At 67.7% G+C, this 16,517-nt stretch carries 15 protein-coding genes; 10 read left to right on the top strand and 5 right to left on the bottom strand.

Annotation, left to right across the window (positions count from 1 at the left end; translation table 11 throughout):
• Nucleotides 1–102: 102 nt before the first annotated feature.
• The gene (locus AAF604_22540) at nt 103–3,114 is read right to left on the bottom strand and encodes a CHAT domain-containing protein (protein MEM7052461.1); all 3,012 of its coding nucleotides are present in this window, start codon (nt 3,112–3,114) and stop codon (nt 103–105) included.
• On the bottom strand, nt 3,111–3,971 hold the full coding sequence (locus AAF604_22535) for a zf-HC2 domain-containing protein (protein ID MEM7052460.1): 861 nt from the start codon (nt 3,969–3,971) through the stop codon (nt 3,111–3,113). The genes AAF604_22540 and AAF604_22535 overlap by 4 nt, the downstream gene beginning before the upstream one ends.
• A gap of 92 nt (nt 3,972–4,063) precedes the next feature.
• On the opposite strand from AAF604_22535, the gene AAF604_22530 reads away from it, so the two are divergent.
• The gene (locus tag AAF604_22530) at nt 4,064–4,429 is read left to right on the top strand and encodes a hypothetical protein (GenBank protein MEM7052459.1); all 366 of its coding nucleotides are present in this window, start codon (nt 4,064–4,066) and stop codon (nt 4,427–4,429) included.
• A 253-nt stretch (nt 4,430–4,682) separates the two neighbouring features.
• Here AAF604_22530 and AAF604_22525 read toward each other — a convergent pair whose 3' ends face one another.
• Nucleotides 4,683–5,396, bottom strand: a complete 714-nt coding sequence (locus AAF604_22525; protein MEM7052458.1) for a hypothetical protein — start codon at nt 5,394–5,396, stop codon at nt 4,683–4,685.
• Nucleotides 5,397–5,619: 223 nt separating this feature from the next.
• Here AAF604_22525 and AAF604_22520 point away from each other — a divergent pair, with 223 nt between their 5' ends.
• The 5 genes from AAF604_22520 (at nt 5,620) to AAF604_22500 (ending at nt 9,130) form a co-directional block, all read left to right on the top strand.
• Nucleotides 5,620–5,928 (top strand): hypothetical protein, encoded by a 309-nt coding sequence (locus tag AAF604_22520; protein MEM7052457.1) that lies wholly within the window; start codon nt 5,620–5,622, stop codon nt 5,926–5,928.
• A gap of 81 nt (nt 5,929–6,009) precedes the next feature.
• Nucleotides 6,010–7,905 (top strand): cation:proton antiporter, encoded by a 1,896-nt coding sequence (locus AAF604_22515; protein ID MEM7052456.1) that lies wholly within the window; start codon nt 6,010–6,012, stop codon nt 7,903–7,905.
• 47 nt (nt 7,906–7,952) lie between these two features.
• On the top strand, nt 7,953–8,198 hold the full coding sequence (locus tag AAF604_22510; protein MEM7052455.1) for a carboxymuconolactone decarboxylase family protein: 246 nt from the start codon (nt 7,953–7,955) through the stop codon (nt 8,196–8,198).
• An 81-nt stretch (nt 8,199–8,279) separates the two neighbouring features.
• On the top strand, nt 8,280–8,552 hold the full coding sequence (locus tag AAF604_22505; GenBank protein MEM7052454.1) for a hypothetical protein: 273 nt from the start codon (nt 8,280–8,282) through the stop codon (nt 8,550–8,552).
• A gap of 5 nt (nt 8,553–8,557) precedes the next feature.
• Complete coding sequence (locus AAF604_22500) at nt 8,558–9,130, top strand: DUF4136 domain-containing protein (GenBank protein MEM7052453.1); 573 nt, start codon at nt 8,558–8,560, stop codon at nt 9,128–9,130.
• Here AAF604_22500 and AAF604_22495 read toward each other — a convergent pair.
• Nucleotides 9,119–10,702: a hypothetical protein gene (locus tag AAF604_22495; protein ID MEM7052452.1), complete on the bottom strand. Its 1,584-nt coding sequence runs from the start codon at nt 10,700–10,702 to the stop codon at nt 9,119–9,121. The genes AAF604_22500 and AAF604_22495 overlap by 12 nt on opposite strands.
• Before the next feature lie 20 nt (nt 10,703–10,722).
• Here AAF604_22495 and AAF604_22490 point away from each other — a divergent pair, with 20 nt between their 5' ends.
• From AAF604_22490 to AAF604_22475, 4 genes are all read left to right on the top strand, one after another.
• On the top strand, nt 10,723–11,076 hold the full coding sequence (locus tag AAF604_22490) for a VanZ family protein (GenBank protein MEM7052451.1): 354 nt from the start codon (nt 10,723–10,725) through the stop codon (nt 11,074–11,076).
• Between the two features lie 37 nt (nt 11,077–11,113).
• The gene (locus tag AAF604_22485; protein ID MEM7052450.1) at nt 11,114–12,391 is read left to right on the top strand and encodes an O-antigen ligase family protein; all 1,278 of its coding nucleotides are present in this window, start codon (nt 11,114–11,116) and stop codon (nt 12,389–12,391) included.
• Entirely contained in the window at nt 12,388–12,843 is a 456-nt protein-coding gene (locus AAF604_22480) for a tetratricopeptide repeat protein (protein MEM7052449.1), read from the top strand. The genes AAF604_22485 and AAF604_22480 overlap by 4 nt, the downstream gene beginning before the upstream one ends.
• Nucleotides 12,844–13,066: 223 nt before the next feature.
• Nucleotides 13,067–13,435: a hypothetical protein gene (locus AAF604_22475; protein MEM7052448.1), complete on the top strand. Its 369-nt coding sequence runs from the start codon at nt 13,067–13,069 to the stop codon at nt 13,433–13,435.
• A 105-nt stretch (nt 13,436–13,540) separates the two neighbouring features.
• Here AAF604_22475 and AAF604_22470 read toward each other — a convergent pair whose 3' ends face one another.
• Nucleotides 13,541–16,288: a serine/threonine-protein kinase gene (locus AAF604_22470; protein MEM7052447.1), complete on the bottom strand. Its 2,748-nt coding sequence runs from the start codon at nt 16,286–16,288 to the stop codon at nt 13,541–13,543.
• Between the last annotated feature and the right edge of the window lie 229 nt (nt 16,289–16,517).

The raw sequence follows: 16,517 nt of genomic DNA, 5'->3' as shown, positions 1-16,517 counted from the left end.
CTCCCTCCATCAGTTCAATCGGATCCTCAACGCCACGCAATGTTGCGTTTCGAGGTCCGTGGGAGTGAGACACCTTTTCGGCGAGAACGTTCAAGAGTCGGTTCAGGGAGAGCGAGTGAAGGGTACGAAGGCCGCCCAGTCTCGGTGCTCGACAGCCGGGTCTTCCAGCATCGAGAGCTGAGCTTGGCGGAGGGCGGCGGCGGCCGACATTTCCTCTCCGAGATAGCCTGCGTAAAGGCGAGTCATCAAGGTGGCGGTGGCGTCGTCCCGGACACTCCACAGGCTCGCCACCAAGCGTTCCGCACCGGCGGAGAAGAAGGCCTGGGTCATCCCTCGCAGGCCTTCCCCGGGCAGCTCTCGGCCGAGGGCCGATTGACAGGTACTCAGAGTCACCAGGTCGGCCGTCAAGCGGAGCTCGAAGATGGCGTGGACGTCGAGGAGGTCGGCGTCGAGCGATCCTTCGGGCGCGAAGAAGATGCCCGACCGTTCGAGGGCCTCGGGGCGGATGATGGCGTGGCTGGCGAGATGAATCAGGTCGAAGTGGGCGGCCTCCGGGGTCTCCAGCCAGTGGCGCCGGGCCGCCTCGCCAAAGGCGAGCGTCTGCTGCTCCGGCGGGAAGTGCTCGGCGATCGCTTCGACCTCCGATTGGCTGGCGGGGAGAGTTCCCAGGGCTGCCATCCAGGGTTCTGGAGGACCGCCGAAAGGGGCGAGCAGCAGGGCTCGACGAGGCGTTTCTTCGAGTTTTCGCGGTGGCCTCGGGAGAAGCAGGGTGGAAGCCGAAGGGGTGCGCTCGATCTGGAAGGACTCGATCATCAATCGGCCGTCGGCGGGCTGCGGCAGCAGAGCGAAGGGAACGTGGTGTAAGGCCCCGTCGAGGACCAGGAGGAGACGACTCTTGCCTGCGAGCTGTGCCTCAATGGGTTCGAAGAGCGCCTTGGCGATCGCTTCGAGAGCTCGATCGCCGCGCAACTTGTGGGGTTCGCTGGAGGGGCGGTCGAAGGCGTCTCGGAGCTTCCGTGCCCACTCTTCGACCTGGTCTCGGGTGACCGCGAGCCGCTTTCCTCCGAGCGCCTGGGAGCCGACCCAGAAAACGAAGGTCTCCCTCCCCGCCAAGCTGAAGTCGAGCAACAAGGTGTCCTCGGAAAGAACGGCCTGGAGCGCGCGGAGGTCGACTGCTCGAGGATTGACCAACTCGGCGAACGCCGGGTTGGCGGCGCGTAGGCGACCGCGCACCTGATCTTGTTCGGCGTAGAGCATCGGCAGCTCGTCGCGTCCGCCGTTCGGACTCCGCTGGTGGAGCCTTCGAATCCGCTCTTCGATCCGGCGCTGTTCGCGCAGGAGCTCCGGGGGAAGGTCGCTCGGGATGTCGTCGAGGCGCATGCGCATTCGCTCGATCAGGTTTCTCGCCTTTCCCTGGTCGCTGAGCTCGAAGGCTCGGCGAAGGTCGCTCTGATCGCCTCGTTGAGCCCGTTGGATATACAGGTCGATGGCGATCTTGAAGTAGTCGTCCTTGGAGGCCCGGAATTGAGTTCGCAGACGGTCGCCGCTCGGGGCTCGGCGAAGCGTTTCGACCCAGGAGAGGGCTTGCTCGATCACTTCGATGGCGTCGTCGAGACGGCCTTGGCGATCGCGAATCTCGGCCAGGACTCGCAGCGCCGAAGCCCGTTGGCGCAGGCGCAGGGAGGGATCCTCCGCCAGGACTTGCTGAATGAGTTGTTCCGCCTCGGCGAGGCGGCCGAGACGACCCGCGGTCCAGGCGAGATTGATCCGAGCCCAGCGTTGATTCGTCGAGTCCTGGAGGTCCGAGAACAACTCATTGGCGGCGTGGAAGTCGGTCCAGGCCGCTTGATAATCCTCTTTTTGGAAAGCCAGCGATCCGCGCGCGTTGAGGGCGATGGCTTCGTCTTTTTGGCTGTCGGGACCCCGAGCGATGTCGATGGCCTCGGTGAGGCTGCGATCGGCGGCTTCGAGGTTGTCGAGCCTTCGGTGGGCTTTACTCAAAGCGATCAGAGCCTTTGCCAAGTCTCTTGCCGCCTCGGGATTGGGATCGTCTTCGAGGACCTTCCGTCGCAGGGCGATGGAGTCGGTGATCCTCTGGAGGGCCTGTGGGTAGTCCCCGATGGTGACCTCGAGCTCGCCGAGATTTTTCAGGGTCAGGGCGCGATGGCGCAGGTTGAGGGGATGAAAGGCCGCGAGGGCGCGCCGATAGTTGTCGAGGGCGCCGGAGAAGCGGCCGGAGCGCTTTTGGGAGAGCGCCAGGTTGTTGTGAGCGCTGGCCAACGCCGGCCCGCACCGCGAGTCGATGGCGATCGCTCGTTGGTACGAGGGTAGTGCGTCTAAATCCGAGGTCTTGGCGAGCAAGAGCCCGATCTGATCGAGCATTTTGATCTGAGCGGTTGAATCGTTCGCCCTTTCGTAACCATTCAGGGCTTTCTGGTAGGCCTGATGCTCTGGCGCGCTGGGCAGCATGTTTTTGTCCGTCGATTGCCGCGCGAGGCGAATTTTGTCGCCCGCCATCCTCCAGGCGAGGGCGGCTTCGGCGGGTCGCGAAAGGTCTTCCCAGCGCCTGGCGATTCGGGAGAGCTCTTCGGCCTCCTGAAGGCGGTTCTCATGGCGGCTCCACCAGGTGGTTTGCGTGAGCGCCAGCTCGGCCATTTCGCGGTCCTGCGGCTGGGCTGGTCGGAGAGGTCGAGTCGTGATGCGGAACCGCCCGGTGGTCGGCCCCTGGTGTTGCTTGCCCTGGCCAGCGATGAGCTGGAGCCGATGGCGGCCGGCCTCTCTGGCGACCCAGAAGAGTCGCTCCGCTTCGCAGAGATCGGTGGGGGAGTCGATCTCCAGGAGCGCCTTGGCGGCTGGCGAGAGCAGCTTCAGCGTGAGGTCGACATCCTGCTGTTCGGCAACCAGCTCGACGACCTGATCCTCCGTCAGCTCGAGCTCCAGCTCGATGGTCGTGCCGTGCTCGATGAAGTCTTCGCTGGGGGTGTCGAAGGGCAGGACCTTCGGGGCTTCGGGAGCTTGGCAACTGGCCAGGACGAGGCTCGAGACGGCGATGAGAAGAAGCCTCCGTCGCCCGCGGCCGGACGCAAGGCGCGGCCAGATTACTCTCGTCTTCATGGAGATTTCGCTGTCTTGACCCGGAAGCGATATCTGACTTCCTGCTCGGGATTTCGAGCCCTCACGATCAAGTCGTAGGAGCCGGCTTGGAGATGGCGGTTGGGCAGCAGCGTGCCGTGGTCTCCATGGCTTTGCCAGGACCAGTCGCCTCGCCACAGGGTTTCGCCGGCGCCATCGAGCAGCTCGGCCGGCTGCGGGTCTGTCCCGCGCGGAGGATCTTCGAGCTGAACGAAGGTGAACTCGGCCTCGGGATCGATCGCGAGAGGAGTGATGGGGGTACCGGGGTCTCGAAGGATCGAAGCGTCCACCGGCTGCAACAGCGTTTCGACGTTGATCACGAAGCTCGAGGGCCTCGAATCGGAGACCCTGCCGGGGAGCCCGACGACCAGCACCAGGGTCGCCAGCGCGGCGGCGGCGATCCCTTGCCACAGTCGTTCGCGAGGGAAGCCTCCGCGTCCCGCAACGTCGACCGTGACGGCCCCGACCGCTGGGGCGGCAAGGTGCGGCGGCGGGTCCGCCGGCGGGTCCGCCGGCGGGCTCGCGGCGGGGTCTTCGGAAGGGTGCTCGGGCTCGAGGCGAGCGCTCAGCGAAGCCCAGGCATCGGCGACCTCATCGTCCTCGAGGTGAGCCGCCGGGGGAGCCGCGGCGAGCTCTCGAAACTCCTGGCGATCGATCACCCATTGGGAGCACTGCGGGCAAAGAGCGAGGTGGTCGCGAATCGCCCGTTCACGGTCTTCGAGAAGCTCTCCGTCGCAAAAGGCCGCCAGCTCGGGAGGCGCCGGGTGATCGTCCGTTGATCGCTCCTCGGTCAAGAGAGCGAGCAGTCGCTGGAGCGCAGGGTCGGAGTGGGACGTCATAGGTCGAGCTCCGGAAATCGCCGTTTGAGGGATTGGCGCAAGCGCGCTTGGGCCTGAGACAGAGTCGATCGAACCGTTTCCGGCGTCACCCCTTGGATTATCGCAATATCCTTGGGCGCGAGATCTTGAAACAGCCGGAGCTTGAGGATCTGTTGCATCTTGGGTGGTACATCCTGGATCGCGTCCCGCAGACATTCCAGACGTTCGTCTTGCAGAACGTTTTTCTCGGGGCTTTCGATCAGCGAGCGATTCGAAGGATGGGGTTTGTTGTCATCGATCGAGAGGGTGATTCCCTGTCGTTTTCCGGTGGCGAGGCGCCGGCGGGCGTTTTTGAGCTCGTTGAGAGCGATCGAAAAGACCCAGGTCTCGACGCTCGAGTCGCCTCGAAAGGCCGACAGGCCCTGGTGAACTCTCAGAAAGGTTTCCTGCGCCAGATCTCTGGCGTCTTCCCGCGATAGACCTTTGTTGCACAGAAAGGCCAGGACGGCGCGGTAGTACTTGTTGAATATCTGTTCCAGGGATTCGAGCGCGGCCTCCGGCGTGGAGTTGCTTGGGGGATCAGGGCCGTGCATCTTCGAAAGAGAGGGAATCCTGGATTGGCAGGATACCGCATGTCCGAAGGCGGCCGTGGCGCGAGCCTCGACGGAATGCCAAGGCGGGAGCCGTTGAAGGCGCCCGGGCCGTTCTCGACCCGGGCTGGTCGGGAGGGGATCAGAAGTTGCTCGGATCGAGCGGCGGGAGCTCCGGGTCGGTGAGGTCGAAGACTTCGCCGTCGGCCGGCATCAGAGGCAGGCGCTCGAGGTCGATGTCGCAGCCGCAGAGGGTGAAGCAGGACTGGAACCAGCACTCCTTGTTGCTGTCCCAGGCCCAGCGGCAGCCACCGCAGGAGTTGACCGCCGGCGGGGCACCGGCGATCAGGTCGTTGCCCATGCAGAGGTTGTTGCAGGCGAACTTGAAGACTTTGCAGGGGTCGCCGCCGTCGATGGCCGGGTTGCACAGGTTGGAGCCGCCGGGTCCGGCGCTGCCGCGCAGCGTGGCGCCGATCGGTCGCAGGGCGGCGTGGGTGGCGCTGGCGGCCTTGGGGAAGGTGAGGCTGCGCTGCAGGGTGGTGCTCTTGCCACCGGCGAGATCGCCGCCTTCGATGGCGGCGGCGATGCCCAAGGAGGTACCGTCGGCGGCGAACAGCTCGAGGGCCCAGGCGTAGCTGTTGAGGCCGCTCTCGCCCAGGCTCTGAACTTCCAGCGTGAGCTCGACGGACTCGTCGCCGGCGGCTCCCAGGACCACCTGACTGTCGAGCACTTCGAAGCTAAGCGGTGAGGCGTCGACGGATTGCGCTTCGACGTCGAGTGAGTAGCGTTCCCCAGCGGTGGCGGAGAGGGCGGTCAGCAGGCCGCCGAGAAGGAGGATCGAGATACGAATCTTCATGGTCTATCTCCCGTGGTCCCGAGCCCCCGCGATCGGGAACGGGGTCGGGCATGTTGAAGCGCCCAGCGGGGTGGCCGGCGCGCTATGGGTTGATCTGCTCGGTGGGAGGCGCAGGCGGGGAGTTTTTTCCCACGGCGCGTGATCTCGGTGCGCGCCGAAGGTCTCCGCTTGGTCGACTCGGGCCCGCTATGGGATTATCCGGTCGACGATGACTCGGTCCGCCGTGGTTGAAGACTCTGCGCCGTTGTTGGCCAATGCCGAAACGGCTCCCCGAGAGGGGGCCTGGAGGCTCGCCGAAGGCCGCCTTCTCGTCGGTGCCCGAGGTCGGATTGCGGCTCGGCCGCGGAGCCCCACGGGCGCTGTCTGCAGCTTCGACGACGCGCTCCGGCTCGGCGACGAGATCCTCGCCCTCGAGCCCTTCTCCGTGGCAGAACGTTGGCGCCGAGGGGGCGTCGAGCTCGACAAGAATCAATCGGAAATGCCCATCGACTTCTCGAACGAACGGCTGTCTTTTTCCCGCCGGGAGGAGTGAGCACCCCGACTCCTCGGACCGAGCTTTGGCTCGGCGAGGGAGAGGTGCGACAATGACCTGCAGTTCTGGGATCTCTTAAATATGCACGAAATCCTCGACACCATCGTGATCGCGAGCTTTCTGGGCATCGTCGCCCAGGTCTTCGCCGAGAAGCTCAAGCTGCCGGCGATTCTGCCGCTGCTGTTGCTGGGCATGACGGCCGGCCCCCATGGCTTCCATCTCTTCGATCCGGAGGCCTTGGGCGACGGCCTGGAGGTCTTCATCCACCTCGGCGTGGCGGTGATCCTGTTCGAGGGCGGTCTGAGCCTCGACCCGCGGGAGCTGCGCAAGGTGGGGGCGCCGGTGCGTAACTTGCTCACCCTCGGCGTGGTGGTCACCGGCGTCGGCTCGGCTTGGGTGGCGCAGGCGATCACCGGCATGCCTTGGGCGACGGCGGCGCTCTTCGGGGCGATCGTCACGGTGACCGGTCCGACCGTCATCGTGCCGCTGCTGCGGCACATGATCTCGCCGCCGGCGGTGCGTACGGTGCTGGTCTCCGAGGGCTTGATCATCGATCCCATCGGGGCGGTGCTGGCCTACCTGGTGCTGCAGTGGATCGAGCGCTCTCCGGGCCAAGGGCTGCAGGCCCTGGTGGTCGAGGTGCTGGTGCTGGCGGCCACTGGCGCGGTGCTGGGATTCGTCGCCGGCTCCCTCGCCAAGTTCGCCGCCCGCGGTCGCCTGCTCGGTGGCGAGCTGCGCAACCTCGCCATCCTGGTCCTGCTGCTCGGCTGCTACATGGTGGCCGAGGGCCGGGCGCCGCAGTCGGGCATCCTGGCGGCGGTGGTGATGGGCTTCACCCTCTCGGCCTCGGACGTTCCCGATCTGGCGTCCGTCAAGGTGTTCAAGGGGCAGCTCACGGTGCTGTTGATCTCGGTCCTCTTCGTCCTGCTCTCCGGACAGCTCGAGCTGACCTCGATGATCGACATGGGCTGGCGCGGTATCGCCGTCGCCGCCGCCCTCATCTTGATCGTGCGGCCGCTGTCGGTCGCGGTGTCGGTGTGGCCTTCGCACATGGATTTCAAGTCGCGCCTGGTGCTCGCGCTGACGGCGCCGCGCGGCATCGTGGCCGCCGCCGTCGCCTCCCTGTCGGTGATTCAGCTACGTCAGTTCGGCCTCGAAGAAGGCGCCGTGATCCTCGAGGGACTGATCTACCTGCTGATCATCATCACCGGGGTTTGGGCCACGGTGATGGCGTTGCTCTTGCCGCGCTGGCTGGGTTTTCACAAAGACCCCTCGCGCCGGCGTACGCTGATCATCGGTGCCAGTCCCGTGACCCGGCTGCTCGCCAGTCATCTGGCGGCGTCGGGCCGGCGGGTGGTGGTGATCGATTCGGTGCGCGAGAAGCTGACCAGCTTGCGGAGCGCCGGGGTGGAGATCGTGCGCGGCGATGCGCGCAACGCCTCGAGCTACGAGAAGGCCGGCATCGAGCGCGACAACGATGTCCTCCTGCTGACTCCCAACGATGACCTCAATGTGCTCTGCGCCGAGCTGGTGCGGGAAGAGTTCGGCATCGAGCATCCGGTGGTGGCGATGCACAAGCCGTCCGAGGAGTTCGGCCGCCTGCGTCGCGCCTACATGGACCTGCTCGCCGGCGAGACCTTCGACCTGCAGGTCTGGAACCGTCGGATCGGCACCGGTCAGGCGGATCTGTTCGAGGTCGACCTGGGCCAGGAGGGGGCCCGCGAGGCGGTGGCGGCGGTGCTCGGTGACCAGGACGATCAGGACGCCATCTTCCTGTGTGGCTGGAGCGGCGACAAGCCGGTCTTCCGTCGCGGCTCGCTGAAGGAGCTGCGCTTCGACCGTCTGGCCCTGCTGGCCCGGCCGGCAGTGGCGGAGAAGCTCGCCACCTACCGCTGGCAGCCGGCGACGGAGGACGAGGCGACGGCGGAGATGCCGCCGATTTTGGAGGGAGGCTCGCCGGCGGAGGCGGTCCCCTGATCGCTGGCAGGCCGCTGAAGAAGTCCGCCGTGAGAAAGGAGTCGCGGATGCCCTGGATCAAGGTCTTCACTCTCGAGGAGGCGACCGGCCTGCTCAAGCGCCAGTACGAGGCCGCCATCGCGCGCGCCGGCAAGGTCTGGAACATCGTTTCGGTGATGGGACAGAACCCGCGGGTGATGAAGACCTCGATGGACCTCTACGGCGCCGTCATGCACGGCCCATCGCCCCTCTCGCGGGGGCAGCGCGAGATGCTGGCGGTGGTGGTCTCGGTGCGCAATCGCTGCCTCTATTGAACCCGCGCTCACGCCCACGACCTCCGTGCCGAGGTCGCCGAGAGTTTCGGCCTGAGCGATGCGCCGGCGGCGGATCGCTTCGTGCTCGGGTTGGTGCGGGATTGGCGCCAGGTGGATCTCACGCCGGAGAATCGCGCCCTGTGTGCCTTTGCCGAGCAACTCACGGTCGATCCCGCGTCCCATGGTCGCGCCGAGGTGGAAGCCTTGCGCAGTCACGGTTTCGACGACGCCGCGATCCATGACGCGGCGCAGGCGATCTCCTACTTCAACTACATCAACCGCATCGCCGATGCCCTCGGCGTGGAGCCGGAGGCGGGGGTGCGGGCTTGGGAGTCCGGGGCTCCGGGCTGGTGACCGACATGCTGCGATCAGCCATCTTCAGACGTCTTGCCGGTGGTTTCGGAGGGCTCCTCCTGCTGGCTCAAGTCTCGCTGCTGCTGGGCTGCGCCACCTCGCAACCGGTGCGCTCCTGGGTGGAGCGCTCGGCGAGCTTCGAGGAGTGCAACGGCTTTGCCTGGCTGCCGCGCGGCAGTCGGCCCTGGAACCCACAGCTTTCGCCCCGTCTCGACGCCGTGGTGCGGGAAGAGATCGCCCGGGCGATGGCCGCTCGCGGTTGTCCCGAGCGCGATTCCGCCAGCGCCACTTTCTCGATCTACTATCAGTTCACGCCGCCGGATCGCTTCGGACCGTCGGCCCCGGGACCGATCGGCTCCGGCTCCAGCACCAGCGTCGGAATCGAGGTCGAGCGCAGCAGTGGCGATCGGCTCTATGTCGAAGCTCGGGAAGCCGCCACCGGCAAGACCGTCTGGCGAGGTTGGGCCGGCAATGTGATGGCGCGTGGGGACGATACGGTGGCGCGCTTCCGCGCCGCTACGGCGAGGATCTTGGCGACCTTCCCGGTGCCGGTCCAGGCTCCGGCTCTAACGGACTAGCAGCCGGGTTTCGGCCGGGCGCATCGGTCGGCCGGCGAGGGTCGAGAGCTGCAGCAGATGGAGGCCCGGCTCCACCACCTCGGTGCGCATCACCAAGCCCTCGCGAGCGACGAACATTCCGACTTCGCGGCCATCGAGCTGGAGCGCCACGACGCCGCCGGCGGGCGGGACGTCGCCGAGGGTCACTGCCAGGCGGCCGGCTTCGATGAGCTCGAGCTCGAGGCGCGCGATGTTGCTGCCCCAACCCCATTCGTCCGCTGCCCAGGAACTGCGTGGCTGGGCGCGGGCGCCGAGGATTTCGCGATGCAGGCGCCTGCCGAGGGCCCCTTCGATGGGGGCGCGAGCGAGCTCTTGCTGGGCTTCTGTGATCTGCCCCTGACGCTGCAGGTGGCGGGCCTTGAGGGCCAGGTAGCGACCCCATCCGATTCCCCCGGTAGCGAAGCGTTGCTCGATGAACCGAGCGCCGTCGAATTGGCCGGCGGCGGCGCGCGCCAAGGCCTTGGCCGGGGGGGCGATTTCTCCCGCGAAGCCGGTCAGGCGAGCCAACTCCCGATCTTCGAACGGGCAGCGTTCGATGGCGCAGAGGGCCAACGACCAGTCGAGCCAGGCGCCGAGGTCCCGCAGGACTCCGCCGGGGGCGGGTCCGGGAGGTACCTCGTCGAGCACCGTGTCGAGGGCCGGCACCCAGCGCTGCCGAGGACGGGCATGCTGAAACTGCTCGAAGTACTTGCCACGGGCGCCGCGGCGATCGCCACCCCGGTGGCGCTGGCGGGCCTCTTCGAGGCGCAGGCCGAGGCCCTCTTCGAGGGCCTGATCGAGCGGCTCCTGGGCCTCGAGGTAAGTCTCCCAGTCGCCTTGTGAAGCGAAGCGCTCGAGCAGTCGATCCCAGGCGAAGGCGCGGGCTGGAATTGCTGCGAAGGCCTCGCTCCGGTTCTCGGCGACGCTCAGCCACGGGCCGATGAGCTCGAGAAAGGTCGCCGGGTTCGACAGGGTACGGCGCAGGAGCTGGCGTGCCGTGTCGCGCTTCGCCGGCGCAAGGAAGGGCCAGACCTCGAGATAGGCGGTGACCAGGAAGCGCGCCGGCTCTTCCTTGCCCGGGGCGAGCTCGAGGGCGCGCGAGAGAGGACGATCCCAGTCCGGGGCCTCCCGGATCAGGTTGGGGTCGCGCGCCAGAGAGCGACTCAGGTAAACCGCGGCTCCGGCCAGCATGGGTCCTTGCCAGGCGGCTGGGCGGTGGGCGAAAGCTTCGCGGGCTAGCTGCTCGGCAAGGCCGAGGGTGGCCGTCGAGTCGGCGTCGCCGAGTTGTTGCCGCTGGTTGGGATCGAGCTCGAGGGCGACCAGAGCGCGGGCCAGGTCGAGGCGCGTACGGGGGCCCTCGAGGCCGCGATGGATACGAGGGGCCAGCTCGGCCACCAACTCCGGCGGGGCTTGGGCGGCGAGGCGGGAGACCAGACGCTGGGAGTCCCGTTGCTGGTGGAGATGGGCTGTGAGGGCGAGGAGGCCGAGGATCAGGCAGAGGCTGGCGAGGACGAGCCGCCAGCGCCGGGTGAGGTGCCTTTCGAGGGCCTTCATCGGCGCATAGTATCGGACCCATGGGGCGCGAAGGGCGGGGACCAGCGTGGCTGTGGGCGGCAGGGATCGCCCTGGCCTTGCTGCTGCCGGTACCGGACTTGCCAGCGTCCGATTCCCTGCCCCGATTGCCCGTGCCCCTCGACCTGTTGGTCCACGGGGCGCTCTTCTTCGTCTTGGTGTTGCTTGCGATCCCGGCCTTCGGCCGCGCCCGCAGGGTCGGCCTGATGGCCGCCGCTTACGGCGTTCTGACGGAAGCGGCCCAGGCCTTGGTGCCCTATCGCTCAGCGGAATGGAGCGACCTGTGGGCCGATTGGGTCGGCATCGCCCTCGCCCTGGTGTGGTGTACACTGCGATCTCGCGCAAAGCGTCCGTAGGGACTTTCTTCGAGCTCGAGCTACCAGGCACGCTGGGTTGAACTCCCGACGATCTTCCCCCAAGTCTCGTGTCCTCACTCTGGCAGAGGCCTGCCTGTGGGCGTTGCTGTGGGTGCCGCCGCTGGTTCTCTCGCCGTCGCGGGCGGATGCCTTCGACCTCCCCAAGCGTTTGGTCAGCGAAGGTCTGGCTCTACTCTCTCTGCTGCTGCTCGCCTGGTCCCTGCGCCGGGTCGATCGCTTCGAATGGAGGGCTATGGTGGCTCGACCGGTGGTGCGGGCGGTGGGTCCGCTCTTGCTGGTGGCCAGCCTCGGGGCTTTGGTGACGGCTCACCGCGAGCACGTCGCCCAGGCTCTGCCGAGCCTTTGGATCGGTGCTGCGGCCCTGGTCGGCTGGAGTCTCGGCCTGGGCACCGCTCGGCTGCGCCGATTGCTCGATCTCTCGGTGCTGCCGGCGGCCTTGATCGGAGCGCTGGCGATCCTCCAGTTTCATGGTTTTCAACCGCTCGCCTTCGTTGGCGGTGAGCAGGGCGCGCGCCTTGGCCTGACCTCCTTGGCCGGCAACGCCGGGGTGCTGGCCAACTACCTGGTGATTCCAGCCTTGATCGCGCAGGAGTGGGGCTGGCGGCGGCGCCAGAAGCTGCTTCACCTGGTCCTCGCCGGAGCGCTGGCCTTGGTCTGTCTCTACGCCATTGCGGTGACCCAGACGGTGGCGGCGCTGGCAGCGGTGGTGGTGGGGAGCGCGCTCCTCTGGCTCGGACTGCTGCCGCGGCGACGCGCCCTCGCCGGACTGGCGGCGGCGGCTTTGCTGCTGGCGACGGCCGTCGCGGTCGGGACACCGCTGCGCCAGCGGGTCGCCAAGAAGGCGGCGGAGCTCACCAGCGGGGAATGGAACAAAGCCCTGGCTGGACGCCTCGACGGTTGGCGGGCGGCGGCCTGGATGGTGGGCGAGAAGCCGTTCACGGGCGTCGGCCACGGTGCCTACTCGGCGCAGTTCATCGCCGCCAAGGGCGAGCTCGCGGAGTCCGGCGTACCCTTTTTCGCGGGCCAGGAACGGGTGATGTTCGTCAATGCTCACAACGAGCTCTTGGAAGTGGCGGCGGAGCTCGGCTGGCCGGGGCTGGGCGCCCTGCTGTGGGGTATTTGGGTGCTGGTGCGGCGGTTGCGGACGATGCCCTCCGACGGCCGTGCCCTGGCGGTGGCGTCGGTGATCGCCTTGGCCGTCTTGGCCAGTGCCCACTTCCCCTTCCGGGTCGCCCTGTCGGCCTATCCGGCCCTCATTCTGCTGGCCTGGATCTTCAGCGAGGAGAGGTCGTGAGCGGGCGTCGGCTGGTCTGGCCGCTGGTGCTGGTGCTGGTCTTGGTGCTGGTGGCCCACGTCGCCCAGGCGCGTCGTCAACTGCAGGCGAGCCGCATTCTGCGCCAGGTGGAGAACACCACCACCACGCTGGTGGCCGCCGGTCGCGGCGCGCCGCGCATCTACTGGCTCCACGTCGAGCTGCTCGAGAAGGCGCGCCGTCTCGATCCGGCCGACTCTCGCATCGTGTTGGCCCTCGGCAGTCAGTACTTGCTGCTGCAGCGTCCGCAGGAGGCGGCGAAGACCTATCGCGAGGCCCTCGACCTCGAGGCGCGACCGGAGATCTACCTCAACCTCGGTCGCGCCGAGCTGGCGGCCGGCGACGAAGACGCGGCGCGCGAGAGCTTTCGCCGGGCCGTGCTCCTCGATCCCAATCAGAAACGCCTGGTACCGCAAGAGCTGCGCCCGCAGTAGAGGGCCTCAGGCCTCCCCATCGGGGGCCAGGTCTCGACTCCCAGCGAGCGTCGAGCGGGGCTGCCCGATCCTCGGCGGCTCGCCAAAAAACCGGTTTTCTGTTCGCCGTGGCGGGATTTTCTGCTTCCCTACGTATCCCCCAATGAACGCCGGAGAACAGCTTTCGAGACGACTTCCACGAGCTCCGGCGGCGACTACGAACTGACCTACGGAGGGCTGCAAAATGGACCGGGATACCACCTTCAATCCTGAGCTTTTCGAGGATCCGACGCCGGACCCGAAGGACGCCTGCGAGTCGGCTGGATCGTGCTATCCGACGGACGAGAACGAGACCGAGATGATCCCGGGGACGGAGGAGCCGCGGCGCGCCGGCGAGGCGCGCTTCTCTCTTCGCCGGGTCGCCGGCAAGCTGTTCCAGCCCTGGTTCTTGGAAGAGTGCGAGTCGGCCGGGTCGTGCTATCCGACGGACGAAAACGAGAGCGAGTCGGTACCCAAGCCCGGCGATGGCGGTGCGGGCGACGGTGATGAGCGCCCGGGGGTCGGTCGCCCGACCATCGAGCTCGGTCCGCGGCCGCTACCGGTTTTCGCCTAGCCTGAATTTTCTTTCCTCCTGCGAGAACCTCCACGGGCCGGTTGCCGGATCGGGGCGACCGGCCCGTTCCTTTTTCAGGCTCGCCGCTGGGCGGCGTGGCGGGAGTCAGGAAAGCTCGCCGAGGGCGCGCTCAGCGCGTTGCCGGAGACGATCGTCGACGGTGTCGTCGGCGATCACCGCTTCGAGCAGTCGGCGAGCTTCGCGAGGTCGGCCGAGAAGGCCGAGGCACTGCCCGAGGGCGATGGTCGGCATGATGACCTCCGGGTGACGGTGAGGCTCCTGGTTACGGCCCAGGCTGAGGGCGCGCCGCAGCAGCGGTTCGGCGGTGGTCGGGGCGCCGAGCTCGAGGTGCAGCGCGCCGAGCTCGAAGAGCGGCGCCGACAGCAGCGAGTGCTCTGAGCCGTAGGTCTGTTCCCGAATCGCCACCACCCTTTCGTAGAGGGGCAGAGCGGCGGCGTGATCGTCCGAGTCCTTGAGCACGCCGGCCAGGTTGCGCAGCGCCTTGACCACCTCCGGGTGATCTTCCCCCAGGGAGCTTTCGTAGACCTCCAGGCTGCGCTCCAGATATCGCCTCGCCTGGTCGAGGCTTTCCCCTTTCCAGGACACCAAACCGAGGTTGTTGAGGCTCGAGGCCACCCGGGGGTGGAGCGGTCCGTAGGCCTGCTCGCGAATCTGCAGGGCCCGAAGATGGGCGGCGAGGGCGGCTTGCGACGAGCCGGTGGCATTGAACAGGTTGCCGAGCTTGCCCAGCACCAGGGCGACTTCCGGGTGCTGCGGTCCGTAGATGCGTTCGATGCGCGGCAGCGCCGACTCGTACTGCCGGCGAGCGCCCTCGCTGTCGCCGGTGAAGCGCAGGGCATCGCCGAGGTAGAGGCGTGCGTCGACGGTGTAGGAGTGGTCTGGACCGTAGTGCTTCTCGAGCAAGGCCAAGGCCCGTTCGAGGGTCGGCTTGGCCTCGCCATAGGCGCGCAGCTCGCGCAGGACGATGCCGAGATTCTTGAGCGCCCGGGCGACCTCCGGGGCGTCGTCACCGAGCGCGGTGGTGAGCCGGGCGACGGCATCGCGGTGTCGGTCGCGGGCTGCCGGCAGGTTACCGGCGAGGCGCTCCAGCCGGCCCAAGTCGTCGATCACCTGGGCGACCCGCGGGTGGTCGTCGCCATGCTCACGTCGCTCGGTGGCGAGGACCGATTCGAGCTTGGTTCGCGCCGCCGCCAGGTCTCCCTCCTCCATCTCGACGCGCGCCAGCGCCAGCAGCGACTCGGCGAGGGCCGCCGGCGGGCCATCCCGGCGCAGCTCGGTGGCCTGGATCAGCAGCGGTCGGGCCTCCCGGTAGAGGGCGAGCTGACCGTAGACGTCGCCGATCAAGGTGAGCATCTCGGCCTGCAGATCGGGCTGGTCGGCGAGCTCTTCGCGTAGTCGTAGAGCGCCGCGGTCGAGCAGTTGGCGGGCGGTGAACTGCTCGCCCTGGGAGCGGGTCGGGGCGGAAATCTCGAACAGGCCGCGCAGCAGCTCGGCGGTTTGGGTGGCCTCGGCGGCGGAACGTCGGGCACGGTCTCGCTCGCTGCGCAGGCGCCAGGTGTAGACGGTGGCGAGAGCGACGAGCATCACCAGGGCGAGCACCGCGGTGGCGGTGGCGCCGCGGTGGCGGCGGATCCACTTGCCGGTGCGGTAGCGCACCGTGTCCGGTCGCGCCCCGATGGGGAGGCCGGCGCGGTGGCGCTCGAGGTCTTCGACCATCTGAGCGGCGGAGCGGAAACGGCGCTCCGGCTCCTTGCGAAGCGCCTTGAGGACGATGGTGTCGAGGTCGCCGGTGAGGCGGCGCCGGTGAGCACCATCGGCCGGCGGTCTGGGGCCGGGTCCGACGGTGGGTGGGTCGAAGTCCGCGCCCTCGCCGAGGACCTGGCTCGGTGCCTTGGCCGGGCGATGACAGATCGCTTCGATGACCTCCGGTGCGCCGGCGCCACGTAGCGGATAGGGCCAGCGGCCGGTGAGCAGCAGGAAGAGCAGGAGCCCGAGCTGGTAGAGGTCCGACGCCGTCGTGACGGGGTCGCCGCCGACCTGCTCCGGGCTGGCGAAGATCGGTGTCAGGACGCGCGCGTCGGTGCGGGTCAGGGCGAGACCGTCGCCGGCGTCGCCGGTGAGCTTGGCGATGCCGAAGTCGAGCAGCTTGGCGTGACCGTCGTCCGTCACCAGGATGTTCGACGGTTTGAGATCGCGATGGATCACCAGGTTGCGGTGGGCGTGATCGACCGCCCGGGCGACCTGCAGGAAGAGCTCGAGGCGCTGGTCGAGGTCGAGCCCTTGCTCGTCGCAATAGCGGTCGATGGGGCGACCGGCGACATACTCCATCACCAGGTAGGGGTGGCCTTCGTCGTCGACGCCGCCGTCGAGGAGCTGGGCGATGCCGGGATGCTGAACCCGCGCCAGGATCTGGCGCTCGAGCTCGAAGCGCTGCTCCAACTCGGCGCTCACCAGGTCGCCATGGATGCGCTTCAGGGCGACCTGTTGCTCGAACTGGCCGTCCGCCCGTTCGGCGAGATAGACGACCGCCATGCCGCCGCGGCCGAGCTCCCGCACCAACCGATAGCGCCCCACGCGATGGCCCGAGAAGAGCTCCTCCTCGGGTTCCGCGAGGTCCCGGGCGAGGCTTTCCCAGACGGCTCCACCGAAGCCTCCGCCGGGGCTCAGGCGGGTCTCTTCCCGGTCACCTGCGGCGAGCAGGCGAGCGACCTCGACGCGTAGCTCGGGGTCGTCGCTGGCGGCGGCGAGGGCGGCCTCGCGCTGATCCGCCGGAACGTCCAGAACGGCGTCGAGCAGTCGGTCGATTTCCTGCCAGCGGTCGTTTGCGGTCACGGCGAGCTCGATCCCGTGGGTCGGGCACTGCCCTCGAAGGGCGCGACAAGCGCATGCCCGGGGCCTCGGCCCGGGCGAGAAGTTCTGAAAAGTAACTACGTTGAGGAGCTTAACAAGTCACTCACTAGCAGGCTGCGGAAAAAGCCGCGTGGCGGCTTCTTCAGCAGCCTGCTGTTTATTTCAGGGGGGCTAAAAGGCGCCCCCCTCAGGCGCGCGCGCATGTCGCGCG

The sequence above is a fragment of the Acidobacteriota bacterium genome (assembly GCA_039028635.1).
Lineage (GTDB): Bacteria > Acidobacteriota > Thermoanaerobaculia > Multivoradales > JBCCEF01 > JBCCEF01.
This window is presented reverse-complemented; position numbering and strand designations above follow the sequence as displayed.